Source organism: Capnocytophaga sp. H2931, from assembly GCF_002302535.1.
Taxonomy (GTDB): domain Bacteria; phylum Bacteroidota; class Bacteroidia; order Flavobacteriales; family Flavobacteriaceae; genus Capnocytophaga; species Capnocytophaga canis.
In genome coordinates this window covers 814107-833643 of record NZ_CP022381.1, presented here as the reverse complement: position 1 = coordinate 833643, position 19537 = coordinate 814107, and the positions used below count along the sequence as shown (strand labels likewise).

The 19537-nt window shown below is 38.6% G+C and carries 7 protein-coding genes; 6 read left to right on the top strand and 1 reads right to left on the bottom strand.

Annotation, left to right across the window (positions count from 1 at the left end; translation table 11 throughout):
- Nucleotides 1-257 precede the first annotated feature (257 nt).
- From CGC52_RS03505 to CGC52_RS03495, 3 genes are all read left to right on the top strand, one after another.
- Complete coding sequence (locus CGC52_RS03505) at nt 258-11327, top strand: Ig-like domain-containing protein (RefSeq protein WP_095893441.1); 11070 nt, start codon at nt 258-260, stop codon at nt 11325-11327.
- A gap of 73 nt (nt 11328-11400) precedes the next feature.
- Entirely contained in the window at nt 11401-12321 is a 921-nt protein-coding gene (locus tag CGC52_RS03500) for a type IX secretion system membrane protein PorP/SprF (RefSeq protein WP_095893440.1), read from the top strand.
- 32 nt (nt 12322-12353) lie between these two features.
- Nucleotides 12354-14312, top strand: a complete 1959-nt coding sequence (locus CGC52_RS03495) for an OmpA family protein (protein ID WP_095893439.1) — start codon at nt 12354-12356, stop codon at nt 14310-14312.
- A gap of 120 nt (nt 14313-14432) precedes the next feature.
- Here the strand turns inward: CGC52_RS03495 and fucK are convergent, their stop codons facing one another.
- Complete coding sequence (gene fucK / locus CGC52_RS03490) at nt 14433-15857, bottom strand: L-fuculokinase (RefSeq protein WP_095893438.1); 1425 nt, start codon at nt 15855-15857, stop codon at nt 14433-14435.
- A 266-nt stretch (nt 15858-16123) separates the two neighbouring features.
- Between fucK and CGC52_RS03485 the strand changes: the two genes are divergently transcribed.
- The 3 genes from CGC52_RS03485 to gltX all read left to right on the top strand — a co-directional run bounded on the left by CGC52_RS03485 (nt 16124) and on the right by gltX (nt 19537).
- On the top strand, nt 16124-17023 hold the full coding sequence (locus CGC52_RS03485; protein WP_095893437.1) for an ABC transporter ATP-binding protein: 900 nt from the start codon (nt 16124-16126) through the stop codon (nt 17021-17023).
- A gap of 7 nt (nt 17024-17030) precedes the next feature.
- Nucleotides 17031-17852, top strand: coding sequence for an ABC transporter permease (locus tag CGC52_RS03480; protein WP_095893436.1), 822 nt, complete (start codon nt 17031-17033; stop codon nt 17850-17852).
- Nucleotides 17853-18037: 185 nt separating this feature from the next.
- The gene (gltX, locus tag CGC52_RS03475; protein WP_095893435.1) at nt 18038-19537 is read left to right on the top strand and encodes a glutamate--tRNA ligase; all 1500 of its coding nucleotides are present in this window, start codon (nt 18038-18040) and stop codon (nt 19535-19537) included.

Here is a 19537-nt window from a genome sequence, read left to right as displayed (position 1 = left end):
TATCAAAATGAGATTTTTATGATAAAAGTTAAAAAGAAGATAGAAAGTGAGATTTTAAAGGTACAAATAGAGTTCGAATAATTGCAAGTTTAAAAGCTAATACCGTGCGGAGCAAAATGTACTAAAAGAAAAGTTAAAAAAAAATTATTTTAACGTTAAAAGATATGTTACTTCGATAAAATTATATCTTTATGTTACAAAAAATCGTAACTTTGCCCCGTTCTAGAAGGACAATAATATATAATAACTAAAGAATTATGCAAAAAAAGTGTTTACTTTTAGTAGTCTTGTTGTTTTCTTTTTTAGGAATACAACAAGTTACGGGACAGATTGATATCAAGAATCTAGTAAATGAATTTGCTGATGGATATCAGATTGTAGAGAAAAATTTCGAAGGGGGGAAAGCCACCATTGAGATTGACTTCACTAATGCGGGAACTGCTTCTATTGAAGTAGCTTTGCCTGCGGGGGTAACCATCAAGAATGGTCAAATAAACAACGAAGGAGTAGGGACTATCACTTCGCTGAATGCTACCACTTCGGTTGTGACGTTTCAAGTGACGGGCGTTACTGCCAATTCAAAGGTAAAGTTTTCCTATATACGTGTACTATCTCCTACGTCGCATCATAACCATATTAATGGAACGCAGATGAAGGATGTAATCAAGGTAACACAAGGGGGAGCAACTGCACAAAAGGATACACCTACCTACGGTTATCAGTATCCGCAACTTTCAGTACCCACAGGTACTGATTTGCAACCTAATTTAAATCCTTTAACAGGAGTTAATGCAACCACTTTTAAATTGCGTGCTGGTGGAAATGGTATTGCAAAAGACGTGTACTTCTCGGTAGAATACCCAGTAGGTACGAGCTACCATAAAATTTCGCATAACGGAACTCAATTGACACCTTTGACAGCTTCAACAGCTCAAAAGAAACTGTTTAAAATAACGGTACCTGCAGGTTTGAGTAATGGACAAGAACTCCTTATTAATGAAGAATACACCATAACCGAGCGTTGCATTATTGGCGATAAGGAAATTACTTATATGGTGAACTGGGGTACGGACACGGCTCAGTTTCAACCCAATGGTACAGGGAATACCTCAAAACGTACCATACAAAAAACTATAGGAACCGCTAATATTAACTTTGTAAACGATAATAACCTAACCTATTTCACAAGGGATAAGGGATATTGTGCTGCTATCGGAGAAAAGATAGGAACCATACGAGCAGCATATAGAAATGATGGTGTTGGTAGTGGGGCCGATGCGGATAAAATTGTGATACGTTTGGCAAAAATGGGGCGATATAATCAGAAAGCTACGTTCAAACCTGCCAATGTAAGAATCATCAACCCGGCAACACAAGTGGCAACTCCTTTACCAGCCGGTGCCTTGGTAGCGACTACGCATCCTAGTCCAACTTTAACAGGGGCTGACCGTGTGTTTGATGTTAATTTATCAGCATTGAACAGTGATCCTGATGGACCTGGAGGGTTAGAGGATCTGAATAGCGATGGTAAATATGATGATTTGGGAGCAGGGCAAACTCTGCATATTGAGTTTGACCTAATGAAAAATGCGGAATTCCCTAAGACAGATTGTGCTGGTGAAGATTTTTTTACTGCAAATTTTCACTTGGAATACAATTCTTTCGTGTATTATACAGAACGCTGTGGAGTGCGGTATGACCAAACAACTCCAAATGCAATTCAAACAGTAAAGAATTCTCGTAGATTTCAGATATTGTATAAGCGTTCTTATCTGACAGATACAGCTTATTTTCCACCAGTCTTGTATCTAGGAGATGACTATTCGGATGCTCAAATTTCTTTTGGGGAATATGTTAGTTTTATACAAACTCACAAAGCAGGGACACCGACCTACGGTGTACGTTATAAAATTGAAGCTATAATTCCAGATGGAATTGAGCTTGGAGATGTTAAATTTTACAATGCACAGGCTTATCCAGCAGGAGCAGCTATAGCTCCGCAGGAACTAACTATTTCACCTGATAGAAAAAAAATAACTGCCATACACCATACTTTAGGACATTTGCGTTTGAAGGTAAAAGCTAAATGTCCAGCTACTTCTTCACAACAAATTACGTATAGATTTTCTGTTATAGACGACTACAACACTCCTCAGCAATGTGAACTAAAATTACGTTGTTTTACCAAGACAGTCCAAATTGTTTGTGACGACGATTGTTCCAACAATGGACCTGTGTTGAGGGAAGTTACTGCACGAAGAACGGAAAATTCATTAGGGTGGACAGACGAGACGATGACCACACGGCTTACGTATGCAAATCCGTTGACCGAGGCTCAAGAGAAGTCTTCTCGAAGAGCTTTGTATTTGGATGAAATTGAGCTACGAGCCAAAGGAGAGCAAAAACGGGGTCAGGCCAATAATTTGTATTATAAATTAAAATTGACCCGAGGGGTTTTTGTGGCTCCTGTAAGTCTTCAGTTTACCTTTACCAGCGGTGTGCGTTCGGGGACGAGTGTTACCATTCCGGTATCCGATGTACAAACAAGTACAACATTAATTGGTACAGAAACACCGGATAACCCTGCAAAAAGGGAAATTCTTTGGAATTTCACGAATGCCTTAAATTTAAACACACAACCTTTGAATCAAGGGGATAAATTCGAGGTATATGCAATCTTCAAAGTGGATAAAAACTTGGTAAAACTACCATCACCACATACCTTAGAGTTTGCAAAAGACTTGCGGATGACAGAACAAACTTATTTCTTTATGTATGAAGGAGCAGAAGAGAAGTATTGTGGTACGACTCGTTCACCAGAGATGTTTGTTGCTAATACCTATGGCTGGGATCAAACCAATCCTTATAATGTAAATAGTTGTTCATCAACTAATATAGGATCCAATATGATGTTCCTTTCACGAAGATTTAATAGTAGAGGGAAATATTACATAGGAGAACATCGTCCGGGGCGTTTGATAAAAGAATTCACATTTACGCTTCCTAAAACGTATAAAGTTACCGCCGTAGATTATAGACGTTCTGTAGTTAATTCAGTAGGAACAGTTGAGGAAAAAACTATCACTATTCCAATTGCAGATGTGCAGACCAGTGTGGAAGGGGATAATATTCAGTACAGATACGAAAATCCTATTGAAGGTGGAAAATATAAATTATTACCGGGGATGATATCAGTACACAATGGATATGGTGACTATATAAGAGTTTGGGTTCAGGCAACTTGTGGTTCGGGGATTGTTGCAGAACAAGCAAACATAAAAGGTCAGTTTTATGATTATTACTATCACTATGGTTTAGCAAGTAACGGAGGGTCGCCAGGAGGAGCTCCTTTGGTGCCTATGAATAATAAAGACAATGAACCTGACCCTGAAGGACACACATACCCCATAGTATTCAATAATAGACCAGCAATAACACTCACACCTCTGACTAACGTAAGTGTTAAAATGACGGATCAGGTGCGTACTCTTGGGCTTACACTTAAAAGTACTGGAGGTAGTGCAGCACCGTACACTTGGATTTCGATCCCAGATGTTTCTGGAGTGGAGGTAGTTGGTTTACTTGATGGTACTACAACATTGACACATATAGCAACCATTTCAGGGCAGAAAATGTACCATTTAGAAGCTGCAGGTTTAGCCGTAGGTGCAAGTAAAACCTATAATTTAAAGGTACGCCTAATCAATTGTGCCAGTGCAACAATGACGGTTTATTCAGGTTGGAATTGTGCTGAATTTTCACAAGGCTATGAGCATGCAGGTACATGTAGCGGTTTGCCAAATACCTTTGTTACGTATAGCTTAGAAAACGAAAATAGTTTAGTACAGTTAAAACGTAAGGCTACACCTAATAGCACTGAAACAGGTGAGCAGGCTGTCGGAAAACTAAGAATGTGTGGAGACAACTGGTATGAGTATGAAATTAACAGTGGAGGTTTAGGAGCTGTAGTATCACCTCGTTTGGCAATCAGTACCCAAGATGGTATTGATATTGCAGAAGTGCAGTATTTCTACCCATATGACAGTACTATAACAAATACTGTTGTGGGAACTAACGAAGTAGTTGACGGTGAAAATGCGAGGGTATATAACTTGACACCATATCTTTATGGAACAGAAACTCATCCAGGTGAAAATGACAGACAAATACGTGTACGCATCAACGTACGACCTAATTGTGATTTCAATGTAGGATCTTCGTTCTGGGTGCATGTATTGGGGCAAAATCCGTGTGGAGGTGCTTTGCAAGGAAATAGAGACAACGCCATTACAGCAAGTATTGACGGGGTAGCTGCAATGACTTACCGTATGGATAACACCTTGATATACAAAAATGGTAACGCAAATAATTGTGTTACAGGGGCGAGTGCTATTTATGAAGGTAGGCACCAAGCAGTTACACAGTCAGGTTTGGGAAGTATTGGAACAGGAGGCTATGTGGTACTTCGTATTCCATCAGGGTACGAAATCGTTCCAGGGTCATACAACCAAGTGGAAGCAAATCCGTCTACGTTATCTACTTCATTAGCTGCAACTTCAACACCAACCGCATCGGGAGCTACAGAGTATCGAATTGCAATACCAAATATGGCTCACGGTAATTGGTTTAAATATCAAGTTGGTGTCAGACAAAAAGCAGGTACTCCAGCAACAGATTGTGGAATAGAACGGCAAATCGAATACTACACTGTTGACCAAGCAACTAATATAGCTTGTCCTGCAGATGGCACTACTTGTCCAGTGCTTACGACTTTGACATCAGCAACAAAACAAGTCAAAGTAGAATCACAGAGAGCCTCACTCCAAATTGAAAATGTGTCAGTAACCGCAGCTGCACAGGGAGGAAAAGAGCGTGTAACATTCAAATTTGATGTAAAAAATACAAGTGGAATAAGTTATACAGGAGACTTAGTAGTTTCATTCTATGAAGATACTGTTTTCGATTCAATGGTGGGTACGGGCGATAATAAGGTCGGAACAATAACTTTTACAGGAACCACTATCAACGCAGGAGCTTCTGTTAATTTAACAGGTTCGTTGGACATTCCACAACAAAACGTGTGTAGGCTTCGTGCTATCATTGAAGGTAGTAGTAATAGTTGTTTGTGTGATATGTCGGATATTCAATTGGCAGTGCCTAATCCCATAACAGGTTTGGTAACTGATTTGACCGTTTGCGAAACAGGTTCAGCAGTTTTTGCTTACAATGCAGCAGCTCCAATTTATACATCTTATAAATGGACTTCGTCCACTGCAGGTAATATGAACTATCTTTCAAATGCGGATATCCAAGTACCTACATTCAAGTATACAGGGACACCATTGACAGCAGTAACAACTTTCACCTATTCTTTGACGGTAACACGTTCTAACGGATGTACAGCGTCACAGGAGGTAGTTGTTACGGTGAATCCAGCACCTGCACCAACGTCAATTTCAGGGGCGTTCTGTGGTTCACCTACTGTATTGAATTTGAAAAACAGTGTGAATCCAACAAATCCGTCAGTGGTTAGAGTTTATTTAGCATCATCACCTCTTGCGGATACTGATAACTTGATAAATGGAAATACGTATGAAGTTTCAGTAATCCAAGGGACTTGTGAAAGTAGAAGAGCAAGTGTTTCTGTAGTAATTTCTGCTATTCCAACTCCAATGGTAACCGTAGTTAATGCGACTTGTTTAGTAGCAGGTTCAGCAACTATTGCTAACTATGAAGCTACATATACTTACACATTTAGTGATGCAGCGGTAACCCATACAGGGGCGACCATTACAGGTTTTGCTTTAGGAACAACCTATACCATGACCGTTTCTAACGGAACATGTTCGGCTACTACAACTTTCGTGGTAAACAACACTTGTACTATTGATGCTGTTGATGATCCTGTTACAGCAACTTCGACCACTACACCAGTGGTGGCAGGTAATGTGTTAGGTAATGACACCATGACCAGCGGAACAGTAAGTACAAGCAATGTAGATATTTTTATTGTTACACCGGCTACGGGAGCTGTAGTTCCAAGTGTTCAAACAGGGACAGGTAATATCATTGTACCTCCGAGTACGCCAGCAGGAACCTATACTATTGTTTATAAAATCTGTTCAAAAGTAGTTGCAGACACTTGCGATACAGCAACAGTAACGGTAGTGGTACCTCCGTTTATAGAAGCTAATGATGATGTTTATACTGTAACTTCTACAACGGGAGGATTGGTTAGCAATGTATTGAGTAATGATACCGCTAATGGTAGTCCAGCTACAGTGGGTACGGTTAGCATTACAAGTGTAACGCCATCTCCATTACCAAATGCACCGATATTAGATGCTGCGACGGGTAATGTTACAGTAAGTTCAACGACTCCATCAGGGACTTACACCATTACGTATGAAATTTGCCCATTGGGAGTAGCTTCAGCTGATGTAAGTTGTGATACAGCAACAGTAACAGTAGTAGTACCTCCGTTTATAGATGCTAATGATGATGTTTATACTGTAACTTCTACAACGGGAGGATTGGTTAGCAATGTATTGAGTAATGATACCGCTAATGGTAGTCCAGCCACAGTGGGTACGGTTAGCATTACAAGTGTAACGCCGTCTCCATTACCAAATGCACCGATATTAGATGCTGCTACGGGTAATGTTACAGTAAGCTCAACGACTCCATCAGGAACTTACACCATTACGTATGAAATTTGCCCATTGGGAGTAGCTTCAGCTGATGCAAGTTGTGATACAGCAACAGTAACCGTAGTAGTACCTCCGTTTATAGAAGCTAATGATGATGTTTATACTGTGACTTCTACAACGGGAGGATTGGTTAGCAATGTATTGAGTAATGATACCGCTAATGGTAGTCCAGCTACAGTGGGTACGGTTAGCATTACAAGTGTAACGCCGTCTCCATTACCAAATGCACCGATATTAGATGCTGCGACGGGTAATGTTACAGTAAGCTCAACGACTCCATCAGGAACTTACACCATTACGTATGAAATTTGCCCATTGGGAGTAGCTTCAGCTGATGCAAGTTGTGATACAGCAACAGTAATAGTAGTAGTACCTCCGTTTATAGATGCTAATGATGATGTTTATACTGTAACTTCTACAACGGGAGGATTGGTTAGCAATGTATTGAGTAATGATACCGCTAATGGTAGTCCAGCCACAGTGGGTACGGTTAGCATTACAAGTGTAACGCCATCTCCATTACCAAATGCACCGATATTAGATGCTGCTACGGGTAATGTTACAGTAAGTTCAACGACTCCATCAGGAACTTACACCATTACGTATGAAATTTGCCCATTGGGAGTAGCTTCAGCTGATGCAAGTTGTGATACAGCTACGGTAACTATAGTAGTTACAGCTGTAACAACCCCTACGGTAATCACCGCTACTGATGATGTAGTCACCGTAACGACCACAGAAAGTGGAACAGTAGTTAACGTATTGGATAATGATAAAATTGGTACTAATACACCAACAACATCTGATGTAACGATAACGGTAACGTCAACCCCAACGGGAACAATCGTACCGATATTAGACCCATCGACAGGAGATGTAACCGTACCATCAGGAACACCATCAGGAACGTATGAAATTGGTTATAAGATCTGTACAAAAGTAGGTATAGTAACTTGTAGTACAGCCACAGTAACGATTACAGTTACAGAGGTAGTAACACCAACAGTGTTAATCGCTAATGACGACCCAGTAACTGTAACGACCACTCAAAGTGGAACTGTAGTTAACGTGTTGGATAATGATAAAATTGGCACGAACACACCAACGACATCTGATGTAACAATAACGGTAACGAAAACTCCAACAGGAACAATCGTACCGATATTAGACCCATCGACAGGAAATGTTACGGTACCATCAGGAACACCATCAGGAACGTATGTTATAGGTTATAGCATCTGTACAAAAGTAGGAACGATTACCTGCGACACAGCTACGGTAACTGTAATAGTTACTGCGGTAACAACCCCTACGGTAATCACGGCTACTGACGACCCAGTAACTGTAACGACCACTCAGAGTGGAACAGTAGTTAACGTATTGGATAATGATAAAATTGGCACGAACACACCAACGACATCTGATGTAACAATAACGGTAACGAAAACTCCAACAGGAGCAATCGTGCCGATATTAGACCCATCGACAGGAGATGTAACCGTACCATCAGGAACACCATCAGGAACGTATGAAATTGGTTATAAGATCTGTACAAAAGTAGGTACAGTAACTTGTAGTACAGCCACAGTAACGATTACAGTTACAGAGGTAGTAACACCAACAGTGTTAATCGCTACTGACGACCCAGTAACTGTAACGACCACAGAAAGTGGAACAGTAGTGAACGTGTTGGATAATGATAAAATTGGCACGAACACACCAACAACATCTGATGTAACGATAACGGTAACGTCAACCCCAACAGGAGCAGTTGTACCGAACTTAGACCCTGTAACAGGAAATGTTACGGTACCATCAGGTACACCAACAGGAACGTATACGATAGGTTATAGAATCTGTACAAAATCAGGAACGATTACTTGTGCTACGGCTACTGTAGTAATAACAGTTACGGAGGTAGTAACACCAACAAATACGACTGTAGCGAAGGATGACTTTAGAACTACTTATGTAAATACTCAAGTTTCAGGAAGTGTAGCAGCGAACGATTTAGATCCTGAGGGAGATACGCAAGTATGGACAACACAAACAAATACATTAGGAGGACATAGCTTTGTGTTGAACGCAGACGGAACATATACGTTTACTCCTTCTACAGGTTTTGTAGGAACAGTATCTTATACATATGAAGTATGTGATAATGGAACACCTCAAGCATGTGCAACGGCGACGGTTTACATCTCAGTGAAGCAAGTAGCTACGCCTACCGCGACGTCAGATACGTTTACAGCAACGACCTCGACGAATACGCAGACAGTAGGTAACGTACTGAACAACGACCGAATCGGTACGAACACACCGACGACATCTGATGTAACGATAACGGTAACGAAAACTCCAACAGGAGCAATCGTGCCGATATTAGACCCATCGACAGGAGATGTAACCGTACCATCAGGAACACCATCAGGAACGTATGAAATTGGTTATAAGATCTGTACAAAAGTAGGTACAGTAACTTGTAGTACAGCCATAGTAACGATTACAGTTACAGAGGTAGTAACACCAACAGTGTTAATCGCTAATGACGACCCAGTAACTGTAACGACCACTCAGAGTGGAACAGTAGTTAACGTATTGGATAATGATAAAATTGGCACGAACACACCAACGACATCTGATGTAACGATAACGGTAACGAAAACTCCAACAGGAACAATCGTACCGATATTAGACCCATCGACAGGAAACGTAACCGTACCATTAGGAACGCCAACGGGAACATATACAATTGGTTATAAGATCTGTACAAAAGTAGGTACAGTAACTTGTAGTACAGCCACAGTAACGATTACAGTTACAGAGGTAGTAACACCAACAAATACGACCGTAGCGAAAGATGATATTAACAATACGTATGTTAATACACCGGTTTCAGGAAGTGTAGGAACGAACGATTTAGATCCTGAGGGAGATACGCAAGTATGGACAATACAAACAAATACAGTAGGAGGACATACCTTTGTGTTGAACGCAGACGGAAGATATACGTTTACTCCTTCGACAGACTTTGTAGGAACGGTATCTTATACGTATGAAGTATGTGATAACGGAACACCGCAGGCATGTGCAACAGCTACGATAAGTATCCAAGTATTACCGAAAGGAATCAATAGTTTGGTTGCGAATGATGACACAGCTGTTACTAAAGTAAATACAGGTGTTTTGATAAGCGTGTTGTCGAATGACTTTGATCCAGAAGGAGATACTTTCAGTGTAACGAAACATACGAATCCATCTCATGGAACAGTTGTTTTGAATGCTGACGGAACATTCACATATACACCAACAACAGACTTTGTAGGAGAAGATGAGTTCACTTACATCATTTGTGATGGTAATGTAACGTCTACTTGTGCAACAGCGAGAGTACATGTGTCTGTGGTATCTACAACAACTAATATTACAGTTGCTAATGACGATGCTTACAATACAGATGTTAATGTAGCAGTAGTAGGAAATGTGTTGAATAATGACACCGACCCAGAGGGCGATACAGTAACTACTACAGTGGTAACAACTCCTTCTAATGGAACGTTGAGTTTGAGTACAGATGGTACGTTTACGTATACACCGACTACGAACTTTGTAGGGACAGACTCCTTTACGTATAGAGTTTGTGATAGTGGAACTCCACAGGCATGTGATGAAGCTACGGTTTACATTACGGTTAAAGGAGTTGTAGCTACGCCTACAGCGAACTCGGATACGTTTACAGCCACGACTTCGACCAATACGCAAACAGTAGGAAACGTATTGGATAACGATAGGCTTGGTACTAACACACCAACAACATCTGATGTAACGATAACTGTAACGTCAACCCCAACGGGAGCAATCGTACCGAACTTAGACCCTGTAACAGGAAATGTTATGGTGCCGTCAGGTACGCCAACGGGAACGTATACGATAGGTTATAGCATCTGTACAAAATCAGGAACGATTACATGCGATACTGCTACAGTAACGATAGTAGTTACAGAGGTAACAACTCCAACGACACCTGTAGTAGCGAAAGATGATGTTGAACAGACGGTAGTTGATACACCTGTTACGGTTAAAGTAGTATCTAATGATGAGCATGTACCTACGCAAGGAACCTTGACTATTGTTACGCAACCTAAAAACGGAATGGTTGTTATCAATAACAATGGAACGACTAATGCTCCGTCGGATGATGAGGTTGTTTACACACCTAACCGAGGTTATGCAGGAGTAGACAGTTTCGAGTATGAGCTTTGCGATACGATGGGTAACTGTTCTATAGCTAAAGTAACGATAACGGTGTTGAATGATGTAATTCCTCACAATGGTATTTCTGTAAATGGAGATGGATTGAATGATTACTTCCATATTCAAGGTATAGAGAGATATCCTAATAATACGGTTCGTATTTACAATCGTTGGGGAGTTAAGGTATTTGAGACGAAGGGCTATGATAATGTTAGTAGAGTATTCCGAGCGATTTCAAACGGACGAGTAACGATTGAAGCTCCTGAGAAATTGCCACAAGGTACGTATTACTATATCATTGAATACACCGATAACAACAACAAGAAACATACGAAAGGAAGTTGGTTGTATATTAAGAAGTAATAATTATAATAAAGCAGTAGGTGATGGAAAATACTGTTGCCTACTGCTTCATCATTAACATAAATAAGTCGATATGAAAAAAAGAAATCTTTTTTCAGTGGTGATGTTGCTGTTTGCCACAATGGTTTTTGCTCAACAAGAATCACAGTACACACAATACATGTACAACACGATGATGTTTAATCCGGGATATACGGGGTCTCGTGGTGTTGATAGTTTTTTTGGGATATTCCGAGCACAGTGGATTGGTTTGGATGGAGCTCCTCGCAGTGGAGGGATTAGTTATCATGCTCCTCAGGAGCGTTTGCGAAACGTAGGTTTGGGGTACTCGTTGTTCTATGACGCAATAGGCCCACAAACCAATACGAGTTTTATGTTAGATTTCTCGTATACTTTGAATTTTGATAATTCGAAGTTAGCTTTTGGTTTAAAGGGTACAGCAGAGATTTTTAGTTTGGATTATAATAAACTTCGTTTGTACGATCCATCAGACACACATTTTTCGGAGAATAGTACTATATTTTCACCGAATGTAGGAGCGGGTGTTTTTTGGTATTCGGATAAGTATTACATAGGTTTTTCGGTTCCTAATTTGTTGGAGACAGAGATTTACGAGTCAAAGGATCGTAGGGTTTCTGTATTGAAAAACACCCAACATTTTTACTTGATAGGGGGATATGTTTTTGATTTGAGTGATAATATCAAGTTCAAACCTGCTGTATTGTCAAAGATGTCTTATGGAGCTCCTTTGCAGTTGGATGTATCTGCAAATTTCATGTTTAATGAGCGTTTTGTGTTTGGAGCTGCTTGGCGTTGGTCAGCTGCAGTGAGTTTGATGGCAGGTTTTCAGGTGAATGATCGTTGGTTTATAGGCTACGGTTATGATTTTGAGACGACAGAACTTTCTCGTTACAACTCAGGTTCTCATGAAATCTTTCTACGCTATGAATTAGTGAAGATGTACAAAAAGGTTGTGTCTCCGCGTTTCTTCTAAATTAAAGTTTAAATCTTGAAGGTAATCATACTATGAAAATATACCATAAATTATTGTTTTTTCTATTATTAGGAATAACGGCAAATATTTTTGCACAGGAAAAGGAATTACAGAAGGCGAATGATTTGTATCAGAATTATGCTTATGTAGATGCTATTAAGATATACGAAAGTATAGCTAAGAAGGGTTTTGTGAATCAGGAGTTGTTGGAGCGTTTGGGTAATTCGTATTATTTCAATGCTGATTATACGGCAGCATTGGTTTGGTATGAACAATTATTTGCCAATTCAGAATACAAAATCGAACCAGAATACTACTACCGTTATTCACTTTCGTTAAAATCGGCAGATCGTTATGATGAGGCTGATAGGATGATGGTTAAGTTTGTTGAGTTGACAGATGCGAATGATACGAGGGCGATATTATTCCAAGAGAATAGAAATTATCAAGAGATTATCAAAGATAATTCGAATCGTATGGAATTGTATCATACGGATATCAACACAGAGCATTCAGAGTATGGAGCTGCGTTCTATGGTGGAGATAAGGTTATTTTTGCAGCGAGTAATAGTAGTATGTTCAAGCAAACTTCACAATGGACAGGCGAGAGTTTTTACGATTTATACATAGCACAACAGGACAGTATTACTTTGTCAAACAAACATCTCTTTCCTTCGGATATTAATACAAAATTCAACGAATCTACGGCTGTCTTTACTAAGGATGGCAATACCGTTTATTTCACACGTAATAATTATGTGAATAAAAAAGTAAGAATGAATAGTGAAAATACTATTCTCTTAAAAATTTTACGAGCAACTAAAGACGCTAACGGTAAGTGGGGCAATGTGATTGAGATGCCTTTTAACAGCAATGCTTACAATGTGGCACATCCAGCGTTAAGCTCTGATGAGCAGTATTTATATTTTGCTTCGGATATGGAAGGAACTCTGGGAACTTCTGATATTTTCCGTGTAAAGATTTTAGAAAATGGTTATGGAAAACCTGAAAATTTAGGGAATGTGATTAATACCACGGGACGTGAGTCGTTTCCTTTCATTTCAAAAGATAACATACTGTATTATTCATCAGATGGATTTCCAGGTTTGGGAGGGTTGGATATTTTTGCGGTTAAGCTCTATGACAATGGAACAACGTCAAAGCCAATCAACATTGGTATGCCAGCTAACAGTGCCGATGATGATTTCTGTTTCGTAATTGATAGCGATAAAAAGATAGGATTTTTGACTTCAAACCGTCCAGGAGGAAAAGGAAAAGATGATATTTATTCGTTTTATGAGCGTTCTCCTTTACAGTTTTACTGTTCAAAAATCATGCGAGGAGTGGTTAAAAATTCAGAAACTAATGAGATTATTCCAAATGCAAAAGTTTTATTGTCAAGCAAAAATATGACATTATTGAAATCCGAAACGGCTACCGAACAAGGAGCTTTCTCTTTCGGAGGAGATTTAATCAGATGTGAAGAACCTCATTTCTACTTAAAAGGGGAGAAAGAAGGATTTGAAACAGCCGAAGTAAAAGTAACTACAACGGGTAATGATAGAGAAGTGTATTATGAAATCATGTTAAAACCACGAGTTGTTAAAATTGAGAAAGACGTTGATTTGGCAAAAGTACTGAATATTAAGGAAATTTATTTTGATTTAGATAAATCGAATATTCGTCCTGACGCTGAAGTGCAATTAGCTAAGGTTCTTCAAGTTATGAAAGAACATCCGAATATAAAAATTGATGTTCGTTCGCATACCGACAGCCGAGCGTCACATGCCTATAACTTGTCATTGTCCGACAGAAGAGCCAAATCTACAGTAAAATGGATTATTGATAACGGAATAGATAAGAGTCGTATTACAGGAAAAGGATATGGAGAAACTCAGTTAGTTAATGGTTGTTCGGATGGTGTTTCATGTTCTGAGGAAGAACATCAAGCAAATCGCCGAAGTGAATTTATCATTATTGAGATGAAATAGTTATTGTTTTTTTATTACACCAGAAGCCTCTGAAAGTATGTTCACTTTCAGAGGTTTTCATTTTCGACTATTTAATATTGAATGCTACATTCCCCTCAATAATAATCATTTGGAAAATTGTTACACATTTCTTGAAGATGGGTAAATTATCTCAGGTTGATAATCTAAGTGACTTTGAGCTTCTTCAATGGAGTTAAAAAATCCTGTTGCTTTAAAAACATACATCGATGATCCTAAAACAGTGGTTTCCTTCTGTTTGATTAGTCTTATCGGTAAATCACAAATATCGGCTCGTAGCTGATTCCATAGCTTGTTTTTTGTGCCTCCTCCAACGCAAGTAATGTATTCAGCTTTAAAATTTCCTGCCTTTTCAACAGCTTGTAGGGCTTTTTTTAATTTATGAGCCAAAGCTTCTAAGGTAGCTCGATAGATATGAGCTCTTGTAGTTTGCAGGGTGATGCCTATAATAGCTCCTTCTGAACCATTTTCTTTATCCAGAAAATCTGGATTCACGCGTACTCCCTCGCATCCCATCGGAATTTTTTCGGCCTCTGAAATCATCACCGAATATACATCTTCCTGAGGAATATCCATGTAAAACATTCGTCGAATCCATTCTAAAACTCCTGATCCTAAATAATTTACACCAATATTGTAGGTGTGTTCTTCGGCGTCTAATTCTGTGGTCAGCCCTAAGCCAAATTCTGCTTCAGAAACAGTATAGTGCTGGGTTCGAGACATCAAAATTTCCCACGTACCTGAACTGAGTACAGGTTGGTTCATTCCTACTCCTGAACCAATGATAGCAAACTGGGTGTCGTGTCCTGCTAAAAAAACAGGTGTATTTTCAGGAATTCCTGTTTCAATAGAGGCTCGGGAGGTTATACTCCCAACTTTTGTTCCCGCTGAGGCTGTATCTCCCATAAGGGATATTTGAAGTTCGAGTGCATTGAATATTTTTTGTGAGTAGTTCCGTTGTGATAAGTCAGTAAGCATTGATGTTCCTGACATTGTGCTGTCATTCAATTTGTTACCTGTTAAACGGAAATTTAGTAGCGACGGCATATAAAGAAATTGAACTTTTGGATGCTGTAGCAATTCAGGGTGATTTTCTTTAAACCATATTAATTTATTAATGGTATTGAAGCTGTACGGTAAAATTCCTGATGTTGTGTATAGTTCCTTTACAGGGATATAATTACCGATGTTTTCCATAATGGAGTCGGTGCGTTTGCATTGCCAAGAGATGACGGGATAGAGCAATTCACCTGATTCGGCTACGAGCGTTCCGTCCACGCCGAAGGTTGTGGTAGCAACCCCTACAATTCGAGAGGTGTCGATTTGTGAAGTTACGATTTTAGCAGCCTTGCACAGTTTCTCCCAGATAGCGTCAACATTCCAAATACGTCCGCCTTCGTAATGAGGATCGGCTTCGGTTTGGTTAGGATAGGATTGAGAAGCTTCAATATTTCCGTGTATGTCCATGGCTATTACACGTACATTAGTAGCTCCACAATCAAAAAGTAAGGCTAATGGATTTTTCATCTTTTTAAAATTTTATAAAGGAAAGTAAGTTTGAAGTTATTTTTTCATCTTTTCACGTGAAAAAGTTGCGATAAAATTCAATTACATCCTTTGGTTCAGTTCAAAGCAAAGATAAGAATAATAAATGGATTTACATTGGCATTCAGACATTAAATTTGTAGCTAAAATCTATAAAGAAATACAATCTCCTAAAACACACTAAAAATAAACTGCAATTTGGTTTTAACTACTTTTTTGTACATTTGCATAAAATAGCAGTTCAAGAAATGAAAACAATTTTAGAAATTCGGCAATTAACAAAAAAGTTTGGTAGTTTCGTAGCCGTAGATAACGTTTCGTTCCAAATTGAAAAAGGCAGTATATACGGGTTGTTAGGGCCTAACGGAAGCGGGAAATCCACAACTTTGGGAATGATTCTCAATGTGGTGAATAAAACTTCGGGTGAATATCAATGGTTTAATGGAAATATATCTAATCAACAGGCTCTAAAACGTATAGGAGCCATCATCGAACGACCGAATTTCTATCCGTATATGTCGGCTTATGAAAATCTGCGTTTGGTTTGCAAAATTAAGGGAGCTACAACCGATAAAATCCAAGAAAAATTGCAATTAGTAGGCTTGTGGGAAGTCAAAGATCGTAAATTTTCAGCTTTTTCATTGGGAATGAAGCAGCGGTTAGCAATTGCTTCTGCACTCCTTAATGACCCCGAAATCTTAATTTTAGATGAACCTACCAACGGTCTTGATCCGCAGGGAATACACCAAATTAGAGAGCTAATACGCTATATTGCATCTCAAGGAGTAACCGTGTTACTGGCATCGCATTTATTGGATGAGGTAGAAAAAGTGTGTACACACGTGGTAGTACTACAACAAGGAAAGATGCGTTACAACGGACGTGTCGACGCTATGTTCAACGATTACGGATTTTTTGAGTTAGCTACCCAGCACAATGAAAAATTGCAAGAAGCTTTACGAGATTTCACGCAATTTGATAAAATTACCATTGAAGGAAATTTAATTCGAGCTTATTTGAAAACCGACATTCCTTCTGAAGAATTGAATAAACGACTTTTTGAAAAAGGTTACGTACTTTCCCACTTAGTAAAACGAAAAGAAAGTCTTGAAAATCAATTCCTTAAATTAACTAATCATACAAATTAAAATTATTATGCTTCGATTATTACAAATAGAACTTATAAAAATATGGAACAGCAAAAGTAGTCGTATTTTAATAATAGCCTACTTTGGTTCACTCGCCTTTTTAGCCTTATTTGCAACCGTAAAAATTGACTTTGGAGCTTTCGTTTTTCATTTAGCAAAGCAAGGTATTTTTGATTTCCCATTTGTATGGCATTTCAACACCTACATGGCAGCTTTCTTTAAATTATTTTTTGCTATTGTAGTGGTTTCTATGGTTGCTAATGAATACAGTAACAAAACCTTAAAGCAAAACCTTATTGATGGTTTGAGCAAAAAAGAGTTTGTGTATTCGAAGTTTCTGACCATAGTATTATTTTCTGCCATATCTACACTTGTAGTCTTTTTAGTTTCCTTAGTATTAGGGTTAATTTATTCAAAATATGATGAAATACTTATCATTTTTTCTCAATTAGAATACTTATTAGCTTATTTCGTAAAATTAGTTGGCTTCTTTACAATGTGTTTGTTTTTTAGCGTACTGACCCGAAAATCAGCTTTTTCTTTAGGTTTTTTGGCGTTGTGGTATGTTATTGAGCAATTTTTAGCTATTTTTTCTCAAAGATACGAAAGTTTAGGAATCATCAAGCAGATTTTGCCACTGGAAGCCATGTCCAACCTTATCAAACAACCTTTTACCCGAATGAACGGTATCAAGGAGTTTGCTAATGAAACGGGAATAAATATTCCGTATGATTTTTCAGTGCAAATTTCTGATATTCTGATTGTTTGTTGTTGGACAATTCTTTTCGTATTAATGTCCTACAAAATCATAAAAAATAGAGATTTATAAAAAACGAAAGAATTATCCCAAAACTTGTTTTTTGTTAATTGATATATGCTTCTTTATGGCATTGAGTACAAATAAAATCACATTTAGAGGTTAATTTTCTAAAAAATATTTGGGTGAAATATTTTTAATTATTTTACGAATAATTTATACCTTTGCATTCTTGATTTGTAAAATACCGAAAACATATGGTAAGAGTTCGATTTGCACCCAGTCCAACGGGAGCTTTACACATAGGAGGCGTACGTACCGCATTGTTCAATTACTTATTTGCTAAAAAACATGAAGGAGATTTTCTTCTTCGTATTGAGGACACAGACCAAACTCGTTACGTAGAAGGAGCTGAGCAGTACATCATTGAGGCATTAAACTGGTGTGGCATTCCGTTTGACGAAGGCGTTGGTAAAGAAGGTAAACATGCTCCCTATCGCCAAAGTGAACGAAAAGAAATTTATAAAAAGTATGCTGATGAGCTTATTCAGAAAGGAAAAGCCTATTATGCGTTTGACTCGGCTGAAGATCTTGACAATCAGCGTAAAGAATACGAATCTGCAGGAAAAACGTTCATTTATAACTGGCAAACTCGTCTTCAACTAAAGAATTCATTATCCCTTACAGAAGAAGAAGTTAAACAACGCCTTGACCGTGGTGATGAATTTGTGATTCGTTTTAAAATGCCCGAAGAGACATTGAAAATGAACGATTTAATACGTGGAGAAGTAGTTATCGACACCAAAACCTTGGATGATAAGGTATTATTCAAAAGTGATGGAATGCCGACATATCATTTGGCAAATATTGTAGACGACCATTTGATGGAAATTTCACACGTTATCCGTGGGGAAGAGTGGTTGCCATCCTTGCCTTTACACATGCTATTATATCGTGCTTTTGGATGGGAGGCTCCGCAGTTTGCTCATTTGCCCCTAATCTTGAAGCCCGTAGGTAACGGAAAACTCAGCAAACGTGACGGAATCAAGTTGGGATTCCCCGTTTTTCCACTAGATTGGACAGAGGGAGATGCTCCACTCAAAGGGTTCAAGGGGGAAGGCTACTTTCCTGAGGCATTAGTAAATTTCTTAGCACTTTTAGGCTGGAATCCAGGTACGGATCAGGAAATATTTTCTTTGAATGAATTGATAGAACTATTTGATTTGGAGCGAGTTCATAAGGCAGGGGCTCGTTTTGACCCTGAAAAAATCAAATGGTTTAACCACCAATATCTACAGAAGAAGTCTGACAGAGAATTGGCAGACGATTTCTCGAAAATCCTTATAGAAAAAGGGATTTCTATTGCTACGGATAAGGTCGAAAAAATCGTTCATTTGATAAAAGAACGAGCTACGTTTGTGTCCGATTTTTGGGAATTAGGAAGTTATTTTTTCCAAAAACCATCCGTTTACGAGGATAAAGCGATGAAAAAGCAATGGAAAGAAAATACAGCTCAAATTTTGACTGAAGTAGCTCAAATTATCAAAGAAACTTCCAATTTTTCATCTGTTCCGTTAGAAGAAGCTGTAAAAAATCATATTACAGAAAAAGGATATAGTTTCGGACAAGTTATGCCTCCATTACGTTTGGCGTTAGTTGGTGAAATGAAAGGTGTTCACATTTTCGACATTATGGAAGTAATCGGAAAAGAGGAGACTCTACAACGAATAGAAGCTATTAAATCAATAAATGGATAA

What these genes read in the sequence shown, in the direction of transcription:
- CGC52_RS03485 (WP_095893437.1), top strand. Translation starts at nt 16,124, where the DNA reads ATGAAAACAATTTTAGAAATTCGGCAATTAACAAAAAAGTTTGGTAGT.
- CGC52_RS03505 (WP_095893441.1), top strand. Translation starts at nt 258, where the DNA reads ATGCAAAAAAAGTGTTTACTTTTAGTAGTCTTGTTGTTTTCTTTTTTA.
- fucK (WP_095893438.1), bottom strand. Translation starts at nt 15,857, where the DNA reads ATGAAAAATCCATTAGCCTTACTTTTTGATTGTGGAGCTACTAATGTA.
- CGC52_RS03495 (WP_095893439.1), top strand. Translation starts at nt 12,354, where the DNA reads ATGAAAATATACCATAAATTATTGTTTTTTCTATTATTAGGAATAACG.
- gltX (WP_095893435.1), top strand. Translation starts at nt 18,038, where the DNA reads ATGGTAAGAGTTCGATTTGCACCCAGTCCAACGGGAGCTTTACACATA.
- CGC52_RS03500 (WP_095893440.1), top strand. Translation starts at nt 11,401, where the DNA reads ATGAAAAAAAGAAATCTTTTTTCAGTGGTGATGTTGCTGTTTGCCACA.
- CGC52_RS03480 (WP_095893436.1), top strand. Translation starts at nt 17,031, where the DNA reads ATGCTTCGATTATTACAAATAGAACTTATAAAAATATGGAACAGCAAA.